Origin of the sequence: Lonsdalea britannica (assembly GCF_946477055.1) — a bacterium.
Lineage (GTDB): Bacteria > Pseudomonadota > Gammaproteobacteria > Enterobacterales > Enterobacteriaceae > Lonsdalea > Lonsdalea britannica_A.
Genome location: NZ_CAMKXG010000150.1, coordinates 1 through 8,793, shown reverse-complemented (window position 1 = coordinate 8,793; position 8,793 = coordinate 1). Strand labels below are relative to the sequence as shown.

11 protein-coding genes are annotated in these 8,793 nt (G+C 56.1%); 4 read left to right on the top strand and 7 right to left on the bottom strand.

The annotated features are described in order from the left end of the window. Positions 1 to 280 precede the first annotated feature (280 nt). Positions 281 to 1,573: a dicarboxylate/amino acid:cation symporter gene (locus Q7O77_RS11100; protein WP_304166993.1), complete on the top strand. Its 1,293-nt coding sequence runs from the start codon at positions 281 to 283 to the stop codon at positions 1,571 to 1,573. Between the two features lie 266 nt (positions 1,574 to 1,839). Then, positions 1,840 to 3,279: a pitrilysin family protein gene (locus Q7O77_RS11095; protein WP_304166990.1), complete on the top strand. Its 1,440-nt coding sequence runs from the start codon at positions 1,840 to 1,842 to the stop codon at positions 3,277 to 3,279. A gap of 179 nt (positions 3,280 to 3,458) precedes the next feature. Here Q7O77_RS11095 and Q7O77_RS11090 read toward each other — a convergent pair whose 3' ends face one another. From Q7O77_RS11090 to Q7O77_RS11075, 4 genes are all read right to left on the bottom strand, one after another. Then, positions 3,459 to 3,659: a 2-hydroxymuconate tautomerase family protein gene (locus tag Q7O77_RS11090; protein ID WP_304166987.1), complete on the bottom strand. Its 201-nt coding sequence runs from the start codon at positions 3,657 to 3,659 to the stop codon at positions 3,459 to 3,461. Between the two features lie 51 nt (positions 3,660 to 3,710). Continuing rightward, positions 3,711 to 4,724, bottom strand: a complete 1,014-nt coding sequence (yhjD, locus tag Q7O77_RS11085) for an inner membrane protein YhjD (RefSeq protein ID WP_304166984.1) — start codon at positions 4,722 to 4,724, stop codon at positions 3,711 to 3,713. Between the two features lie 167 nt (positions 4,725 to 4,891). Next, positions 4,892 to 5,449: a DcrB family lipoprotein gene (locus Q7O77_RS11080; RefSeq protein ID WP_304166981.1), complete on the bottom strand. Its 558-nt coding sequence runs from the start codon at positions 5,447 to 5,449 to the stop codon at positions 4,892 to 4,894. Positions 5,450 to 5,569: 120 nt separating this feature from the next. Beyond that, entirely contained in the window at positions 5,570 to 6,223 is a 654-nt protein-coding gene (locus Q7O77_RS11075; protein WP_304166980.1) for a 7-cyano-7-deazaguanine/7-aminomethyl-7-deazaguanine transporter, read from the bottom strand. Between the two features lie 192 nt (positions 6,224 to 6,415). On the opposite strand from Q7O77_RS11075, the gene tusA reads away from it, so the two are divergent. Then, complete coding sequence (gene tusA, locus Q7O77_RS11070) at positions 6,416 to 6,664, top strand: sulfurtransferase TusA (RefSeq protein WP_304166977.1); 249 nt, start codon at positions 6,416 to 6,418, stop codon at positions 6,662 to 6,664. A 29-nt stretch (positions 6,665 to 6,693) separates the two neighbouring features. On the opposite strand, the gene Q7O77_RS11065 is transcribed toward tusA, so the two are convergent. Further along, positions 6,694 to 7,323 carry a lysoplasmalogenase gene (locus Q7O77_RS11065; RefSeq protein ID WP_304166974.1) on the bottom strand — a complete coding sequence of 210 codons (630 nt, stop codon included), beginning with the start codon at positions 7,321 to 7,323 and terminating at the stop codon, positions 6,694 to 6,696. 232 nt (positions 7,324 to 7,555) lie between these two features. On the opposite strand from Q7O77_RS11065, the gene Q7O77_RS11060 reads away from it, so the two are divergent. Continuing rightward, positions 7,556 to 7,882, top strand: a complete 327-nt coding sequence (locus Q7O77_RS11060; RefSeq protein WP_085652324.1) for a DUF1820 family protein — start codon at positions 7,556 to 7,558, stop codon at positions 7,880 to 7,882. A gap of 45 nt (positions 7,883 to 7,927) precedes the next feature. Here the strand turns inward: Q7O77_RS11060 and Q7O77_RS11055 are convergent, their stop codons facing one another. Next, positions 7,928 to 8,212, bottom strand: coding sequence for a DUF1145 family protein (locus Q7O77_RS11055; protein ID WP_176223553.1), 285 nt, complete (start codon positions 8,210 to 8,212; stop codon positions 7,928 to 7,930). Positions 8,213 to 8,243: 31 nt separating this feature from the next. After that, on the bottom strand, positions 8,244 to 8,793 hold a 550-nt coding region (gene rsmD / locus Q7O77_RS11050; protein WP_304166969.1), incomplete at its 5' end, for a 16S rRNA (guanine(966)-N(2))-methyltransferase.

Sequence of the window (8,793 nt, the reverse complement as noted above, 5' to 3'; positions counted from 1 at the left end):
CTCGTGGGCTCGGAGATGTGTATAAGAGACAGAAATAACAGTATGTTAGATCGCTCCCCGTCCTTTCCCCCGCTGACATTGTTATCGGGCTGTTTCTGCACTATTTTTTATTCATAACCTATTGATGCGATTCAGCTCCTAACTCTCGCCTTTAAGTCACAAACTTAAGTTATAAAAGATATTCGAACTGTTAATGCAATGTTACTTTTCTGCGCAATCACAGGTGGCTGTGTTATGCCGTTTCTCGTCCACGTGTGCACTCCTACCCAAGGACATAATGATGAAAACATCAATCTTCAAAAGTTTGTATTTTCAAGTGATTGTGGCGATTACTATCGGGGTACTACTGGGGCATTTTTATCCATCCATCGGCGAGCAAATGAAACCGTTTGGTGATGGTTTCGTTAAATTAATTAAGATGATCATCGCGCCCGTTATCTTCTGTACGGTTGTGACGGGCATCGCCGGCATGGAAAGTATGAAAGCGGTGGGGCGGACCGGCGCCGTCGCCCTGCTGTACTTCGAAGTGGTGAGTACCGTTGCGTTGCTGATCGGGCTGGTCGTCGTCAACCTGATGCAGCCGGGTGCGGGGATGAATGTCGATCCCAGCACGCTGGATGCGTCTCTGGTGTCCAACTACGCCAGCCAGGCTGCGGAACAGGGCGTCATCCCGTTCCTGTTGGACATCATTCCCGCCAGCGTGATCGGCGCGTTCGCCAGCGGCAATATCCTGCAGGTTCTGCTGTTTGCGGTGATGTTCGGCTTCGCGCTGCACCGCTTAGGCGCGAAAGGGAAAATCGTTTTTGATGTGATCGAAAGCTTTTCCAAAGTCATTTTCGGCATCATCAACATGATCATGCGTCTTGCACCGTTGGGCGCGTTCGGGGCAATGGCGTTCACAATAGGTAAATACGGCGTCGGCTCGCTGGTGCAGTTGGGACAGCTGCTGGTCTGCTTCTACGTCACCTGTCTGTTGTTTGTCATTCTGGTGTTGGGGTCCATCGCCCGCGCGACCGGCTTCAGCATCTTCAAGTTCATTCGCTACATCAAGGAAGAGCTGCTGATTGTTCTGGGAACGTCTTCCTCCGAGTCGGTTCTGCCGAGGATGCTGGAAAAAATGGAGAAGGCGGGCTGTAAGAAGTCGGTCGTGGGGCTGGTGATCCCGACGGGATACTCCTTCAATCTCGACGGCACGTCGATCTACCTGACGATGGCGGCGGTGTTTATTGCGCAGGCGACCAATAGCCACATGGATATCTGGCATCAGGTAACGTTGCTGGTGGTGTTGCTGCTGTCTTCGAAAGGGGCGGCGGGCGTCACCGGCAGTGGGTTTATCGTGTTGGCCGCGACTATCTCCGCCGTAGGTCATTTGCCGCTGGCCGGGTTGGCGCTGATTCTGGGCATCGACCGCTTTATGTCGGAAGCCCGTGCGCTGACCAATCTGGTGGGTAACGGCGTCGCGACAATCTTCGTCGCCAAATGGGTCGGTCAGTTGGATGAAAAGCAGCTGAATGAGGTGCTGGATAACCACAAACCCGCCAAGCCGGAGTCCTCTCCCCCGCGTATTTCCTGACGTTATTGCCTTTCTGCTCTCGGCCCGCAGCGGATATTAACGCTGTGGGCCGCTGTTTATCTGAGACGTCAACATTCAGCATTTTTCACTTTTTTAGGTATATTTCGCCCTATTGAGTGACATCGACGAAAGCGCGCGGTCTAACCGAATGGTACACTGCGGCTCTGTTTTTTGTGAGGTGAGTACACAGTGTGGTGACCGCAGAATCGTCACCGTAATCCATAAAATGCACGTCTTCAGATAGTGATAAAAAAGCAGGGGTTCACATGCAGGGAACCAAAATCAGTCTTTTATTAGGTGGCGTTTTACTGGCGGCCGTTGGCCGTTTTGCGTTGGCGGAAGAGCTACAGCCCGATCCCGCCTGGCAGCAGGGTAAGCTGGATAACGGCTTTAACTGGCAGCTTCTGACCACCCCTCAGCGTCCCAATGACTACCTCGAACTTCGTCTGGTGGTAAACACGGGGTCGTTGAGCGAAAACACACAGCAAACTGGATTTTCTCACGTCATTCCCCGTCTGGCGATGATGCCTAATGCGTCATTTTCGCCGGGCCAACTGGCGGCATTGTGGGCGTCTTCTCCCAACGACGAGAAGCCGTCGCCGGTTGTCGTTTCGTACGATTTCACTTCCTATAATTTGAGCCTGCCGAATAACCGACCGGAGCTGCTGAAAGAGGCGCTGAGCTGGTTGGCGGAAACCGCAGGCGGGTTGTCCTTCGACGATAAAAGTATAGGGTCGGCTCAGCCGATGGGAGACGGCGTCGCCACGTTGCCGTCCAATCCGCAAGATCCCGCCTGGCGATATCGTCTGCAAGATTCCATTCTGCTGGCGCACACTCCGGGACAGCCGGTCAAAACGCCGCTGACGGCCGAGGCGCTGCAGGCATTCTACAAAGCGTGGTACACGCCGGATGCGATGACGCTGTATGTCGTCGGTAACGTTGATCACCGCGCCATCGTCGACCAGATTCGGAAGGTTTTCGCGCCGCTGGAAGGCAAGCGCGCGACGCCCGCGCCGATGCCGGTATTGTCTCCGCTGCCCGCGGAACCGACCCGACTGATCGGCACGGCAGGCAAACCTGACTCCATCGCGCTGGTGTGGGATACGGTCTGGCAGCCGATTCGAGATTCAAATGCACTGGCCCGCTACTGGCAACGCGATCTGGCGCGGGAGGCGATGTTCCAGCGTGTACAGCAGGCGCTGGAGAAAAGCGCGTTGAAAGAGGCCAACGTGCGCTTCGACTGCAACGTTTTGTACGGGCGAGCCCAGTGCTCTCTGCATATGGATAACCTGAACAGCGAGCAGCTGGTTGAGGGCGTCACGCTGGTGGGCAACGTGCTCAGCGAACTACAGGACAAGGGCCTGACGCAGGCCGAGTTCGATGCGCTGGTGGCGCGCAAAAATGACGAGTTGGATAAGCTGTTTGCCACCTATGCGCGCACCGGCACCCAGATATTGATGGAACAGCGGCTGCGCTCGCAGCGAAGCGGCGTCGTGGATATCGCGCCGGAGCAGTATCAGCAGTTGCGTAAAACCTATCTCTCTTCGGTGACGCTGGAGTCTCTTAATCAGGCGCTGCGCCTGCAGCTGGCGCAAAATGCGACGCTATTGCTGCAACAGCAGCCGGGCGAACCCGAGGCCAACCTGAAAGAGCTGCTGGATATGTATAACGGGATGATGAAACCGGCTGATAGCACAGGGGGATGACACCGCGCCCGTGATCCCCTGGCCCGATTTCGCCAGAGTCAGGCTCGGCGGGTTTGTCCGCGTATCGACGCCCTGGCGCTGTTCATCATGACATGGTCGAGAGTTAAAATACGGACCGCCGCGCGGTCCGTCATCAGGAAGGGAACGGCGTTTTACGTGTCAATGCCGCTTCCAACGGGTCAGGCCGACTTACGCCGTTCGCTGATGCTCTGCCCGCCGACGCCCAGATTATCGGCCTCCACTTCGTCAATCATCACGATGATTTTGGCCGGATCCTTTCCCAGCGCGTTCTCCAGTACCTGCGTGATGCCACTAATGACCTGCGCTTTTTGCTCTGCGGTGGTGTCCTCTTTGAGGATGCGGACGGTAACAACCGGCATACGTTTCTCCTGTCTGGGTGACATGATCGGCGGCTAAGCCGCCGATCATGATTAAGAGGCCGTCGGCGGTTCTGCCGTGTCCTCGGTTATGTTGTGACGTTTAGGCTTGGCGGTGGCAATCCACGCGGCGCAAAAGAGCGTCAGCTGGGCGAAGAAATAGAAAAAAGTCATCAGGCCGATAACCGAGCCAAAGGCGGCGCCGGAGGGCGAAGAGGCCAGTTTGGGCAGCACGACGGTCATAATGAATTTCAATATTTCGAAGCCAACGGCAGCCAGCAAGGTTCCTCGCAACAGCGCTTTTCGATTGGGCTTGCGGCGCGGCAGAACGCCAAGAATCCAAAGAAATAACAGATAATTGGCAAAAATAGAAATCGAAATGGCAATCAACGTCATGGCGGGCCGCAGCCATTCAATCCCTTCCAGCCCCAGCGCTATCACAATTCTGTTCTGCGCCGTACCGGCGACGGAGGTCAGGAACAGCGTGAACGCCAGCGCGATCAACAGCCCCAGCAGCGACAGGAAATCCCACAGATACTGAAAATAGATTTTCTCTTCATCGTGCGGATTGCGTTCCCACTTCGTGCGGAACTGCGCGCGGATGGCGTTTCGCAGGTTGCCGATCCAGTTCACCCCGGAGTACAGCGCGATCAGCAAACCGGTCAGTCCCACGGTAGTACGCTGCTGTATCGCCGTATTCACTGTGTTTTTCAGCGTATTAGCGAGATTGGGATCGCTGATACTGTTGACGATGCGGCTGATGAGCTCTGTGAGCAGATCGGGGTTGGAGGCCAGCACGAACCCGACCGTGGCGAAAGAGACCATCAGTATGGGGATCAGCGACAAAAAGGAAAAGTAGGTGATCGCCGCCCCGAACTGGCTGCCCATGCGGTCATTGAACCGTTCGACGGCGCGAATAAAGTGCGCGACGTAGGGTAAAGACTGAATCCATTTCCCCCAGCGGGTCAGCCGGGCGATAGGGGTTTTCTTCGCCGAAGACGAGGCGTCTTCTTGGGAAGGGGGCTGGGCCGATGTGTTGTCAGGGGGCCGATTAGGTGTTACGGGCATGTAAAGAAACCTCTTACGTGCAGTTATCCATCCTATTGATTATAACCGACATATTCGTAATAACAGTGTTGTGCGGGCTTGGGAAAGGAATAAACGGCGAAACAGGGCGTGACCGTCGTCGTCGGAAAGGCGGTTCAGGGCCGGGTTAAGGCCCTGAACGCTAAGCATCAGTTGAGTTTCAGCGTGCGGATAATATTTTCCGCTTCGGTCTGCGCCTGCTGCTGATTGTCTGCGGGGAGCGTAATTTGCAGGGTCATCAGATGGTCGCCGACGATGCCGAGGACCACGGAGGAATAGGCTTTCTGACCGCTGCTGGAGATGATGCTGTCCAACTGCTGCAGCTTGTGGCCGTCGACATCGATGGTTTTATTGGTGACGACCTGCAGATTGGCGTCACGGGTACGCTGCTGATCTTCCAGACGCTGGCTCAGTACCGGCAGATCTTCGGTCGTGCTGTCGCCCAGAATCACAATGACGGCTTTCTGCCCGCTTTCGTTGGCGTACACGTGCATGTTATTCGCCTGATTGCCCAGCTTGCCGCTCTGATCGCTCAGGTCTGCGGGCAGGGCGAACGTCAGCTTGCCGGAGAGCAACGAGATTGTTTGGCTGCTCTGAGCCTGCGCCGCTGTATCCGCGGTGGAAGACGTCTCGTCTTTTTTGCCATCACAGGCGGCTAACGTCGCGGCCAGCAATCCGATCCCGATAAATTTGACTACTTTCGACATAGCGTCTCTTTCCTCAACCAGAAAACATCAATGCGGCTATGCCACCCGATTCAGGCAGTAAAAACAAGCGTTTTGTTGTCACAAAGCCTGTCTGTCGGCCCCTTTCGGGACAATCTGGTGTTATGCCGTCTGTGGCGTCCGTTCGCTCAAACGTTTGAGCAGCATGTTCAGCATGATGCCGTACATCGGCAGGAACAGAATGCCGCAAATCAGGATCTTGAAGGTGTAATCCACCAACGCGATCTCCACCCAGTGCGTGGACATGAACGGGTCCGGGCTGCGATAGAACGCGATAAAGAAGAACGCCAGCGTGTCGCAGAGGTTGCCGAGCACGGTGGACGCCGAAGGCGCGACCCACCAGGCGCTGCGCTGCCGAAGGCGGTTAAAGACGTGGACGTCCAGAATTTGTCCCAGTACGTAAGCCATAAAGCTGGCGCAGGCGATGCGGGCGACCACGATATTGACCTGACTCAGCGAGGCTAAACCCTGCCAGCTGCCGTCATAAAATAGCGAGGAAACCAGATAGGAAATCGCCAGCGCCGGGATCATCACCAGCAGAATAATGCGTCGTGCCAGCGGCGCGCCGAAAATCCGCACCGTCAGGTCCGTCGCCAGAAAAATAAACGGGAAGGTAAAGGCGCCCCAGGTCGTGTGAAAGCCGAACACGGAAACCGGCAGCTGCACTAAGTAGTTACTGGAGGTGATAATCAGAATGTGGAATAGCGTGAGCCAGCACAATGCTGTCAGCCGCTGCTGCGGCGTAAAGTCAAACATGTCGCGACCTTTTTGGTTTTATGGGGTGAGGGAACCCAGTGACAACGTTCTGCTTGGCGCAGGACGTCAATAAAACGGCATCATACCCATTTCCGTTTTCTTTGAACATGGGGGTTTTTCGCGGCTTGCGCCCTGAAATTCGCAGCGTAAACTAAGGCCGCTATTCATCGACAACCCCTTTTGAGACTCGCCATGACCGATATTTTTGCCCACGCCGACCGAACCCTCGACACGCTAGGATTACGCTGTCCGGAACCTGTAATGCTGGTGCGCAAGACGGTTCGCGACATGGCCGCGGGAGAGACGCTGCTGATCCTTGCCGATGACCCCGCGACGACGCGCGATATTCCCGGTTTCTGCGTGTTTATGGAGCATGAGCTGCTCGGTCAGACGACAGATGCTTTGCCCTACCGTTATCTCCTGCGTAAAGCGGGCAAATAACCCGCTTCTGCTCACGCGCCGTTTAACACTCAGGCATAGATGGAACGGACAATCAGGAAATGGCCGCCGAAATAGCAGATGGCCAGAATCACCTGATGAGCCGGGAATTTAAAGCGGAAGTGGTAAATCAGCCAGGACGCATGCCCGATAAAGAGCAGGGCCGCGCCGACCAGCAGCGACAGGTTGTAGTCGGTGCTGACGGCAAAGTAGGGGCCGCCCGCCACCCACACCATCACGGCGGTCATGGCGATAAATGCGCATACCGGCAGACGCAGCGTGTCCAGTCGGGTCCACAGCATCGCAATCAGCAACGCCGACACAATGGCGAGCAGCAACGGCAACGGCCAGAACAAATTCAGCGTCATCTGGGTGGACAGGAAGCTGATGGTGTACAGCAGATGGGCGGCGAAGTAAGCGCCGATGGCGTACAACATTCGCTGTGCGGGCAGCATCAATAGCGCATCGCCGGCGAGCGTCGCCAGCAGGCCCAGTACGATGAGGTAAGCCGGGACGTTCAGTATCGGCGCCTGCCAGGCCAGCGCGATCAGCAAGAGCAAGGTGAGGGGCTTAAACAGCCAGCGCTGCCAGGTGGGGCCACGATAGCTGGCGTCGACATACAGCCAGCCGGAAAAAAGAACGGCAATAAATGACCAAAGCATAGAACGTCCTTAAATGTGGGAAATTCAGACGGCCAGAAGAGCGAGTGCGCCGAAGCGAAACCCAGCTTCTGGTATGAATCTGCACAATGATGGCTCTTTCAGTGTAGGTGATCGACCCTCAGGCAGACAACGACGGGATGGCGGATGCGGGTAGTAGGGCATCATGCTAAGGTAGCGCCGGATAGGTGGCAGTACGTCACGGTTAATCGCTCGAAAGGGAGAATGTTGTTGAATGAGTAATGAATCCGCACTCTACCGCATTCAATTTATGAACAACGGCAAGAACTATCAGCTCTATGTCCGCGAGTTGGCGCAGAGCGCGCTGTTCGGCTTTATCGAAATCGCCGACTTCGTGTTTGAAAGCCCGTCGGAGCTGTTGGTCGATCCGAGTACGGAAAAACTGAAGACCGAATTTGCCGGCGTTGACCGCAGCTATATTCCGCTGCAGGCGGTGATTCGCATTGATTCGGTGAAGGAGCGGGAGCGCGGCAGTTCACGGATTGCCGAACTGGGCGACAACGTGACCCATTTTCCTTATCTGCCCGGCAAGAAGTCCTGATCCCGGTTATCGGCATCCGCCTCGTATGCGCGGATGCCCCTGCACCTAGCGTTTTTTCGGCTTGCTGTCCTGCGGCTGATGACGCTGCCACGCCATCAGCTCGAATACCCCGAACAGAAAGATCCGCAGTTGCGTCATCCCGCTGATGGGCGGGGCGTCTTTGGGCTGACTGGCCTTCAGCAACAGATACTGCATGCCGTGCATCAGGACCATGAACACCATCGCTACCGTCATGAAGATGTTTAACGGCCGCGGAAACGGCTGAATCAGGTTCATGATCAGAAAGCCCCACACGCCCAGCATCAGTAATCGTCCGAGATTAATCCAAATTATCATAATGTCCTCTGAGGTTGCCGGTCTGTCAGCCGCGCGCGTAGAGCCGGTAGGCGACCTGGCCTGCGACTTTTTCACGGTGCAGCTGCCAGTTGGCCGGAAGGTTCAGGGTGCGGTTTTCCGCCTCTGTTTCAATATAGATCCAGGCGTCGTCCGCCAGCCAACCTTGTGTTTCCAGTAGGTTGACCGTGTTGTTCAACAATCCCTGTCGAAACGGTGGATCGAGAAAGACCACGTCAAAGGCCTCTCCTGGCTGAGCCAGCCACTGCAGCGCATCAGTATGGATCACGCTGGCGTTTTCCGCCCGGAGCAGCGACAGATTTTGGCTGAGCTGACGCGCAATGCCGCGTTCTGCCTCCAGCAGCGTGGCGTGAGCGGCATACCGCGACAGCGCTTCCAGCGCCAACGCGCCGCTGCCTGCAAAGCAGTCCAGACAGCGTGCCTGCTGGATCACCGGCGCCAGCCAGTTAAACAGCGTTTCCCGCACGCGATCGGTGGTGGGGCGCAGGCCGGGGCTGTGGGGTACGGGAAGTTTTCTGCCGCGCCACTGGCCGCCGATGATTCGAATTTGTCCGGGT

What these genes read in the sequence shown, in the direction of transcription:
- Q7O77_RS11100 (WP_304166993.1), top strand. Translation starts at nt 281, where the DNA reads ATGAAAACATCAATCTTCAAAAGTTTGTATTTTCAAGTGATTGTGGCG.
- Q7O77_RS11095 (WP_304166990.1), top strand. Translation starts at nt 1,840, where the DNA reads ATGCAGGGAACCAAAATCAGTCTTTTATTAGGTGGCGTTTTACTGGCG.
- Q7O77_RS11090 (WP_304166987.1), bottom strand. Translation starts at nt 3,659, where the DNA reads ATGCCGGTTGTTACCGTCCGCATCCTCAAAGAGGACACCACCGCAGAG.
- yhjD (WP_304166984.1), bottom strand. Translation starts at nt 4,724, where the DNA reads ATGCCCGTAACACCTAATCGGCCCCCTGACAACACATCGGCCCAGCCC.
- Q7O77_RS11080 (WP_304166981.1), bottom strand. Translation starts at nt 5,449, where the DNA reads ATGTCGAAAGTAGTCAAATTTATCGGGATCGGATTGCTGGCCGCGACG.
- Q7O77_RS11075 (WP_304166980.1), bottom strand. Translation starts at nt 6,223, where the DNA reads ATGTTTGACTTTACGCCGCAGCAGCGGCTGACAGCATTGTGCTGGCTC.
- tusA (WP_304166977.1), top strand. Translation starts at nt 6,416, where the DNA reads ATGACCGATATTTTTGCCCACGCCGACCGAACCCTCGACACGCTAGGA.
- Q7O77_RS11065 (WP_304166974.1), bottom strand. Translation starts at nt 7,323, where the DNA reads ATGCTTTGGTCATTTATTGCCGTTCTTTTTTCCGGCTGGCTGTATGTC.
- Q7O77_RS11060 (WP_085652324.1), top strand. Translation starts at nt 7,556, where the DNA reads ATGAGTAATGAATCCGCACTCTACCGCATTCAATTTATGAACAACGGC.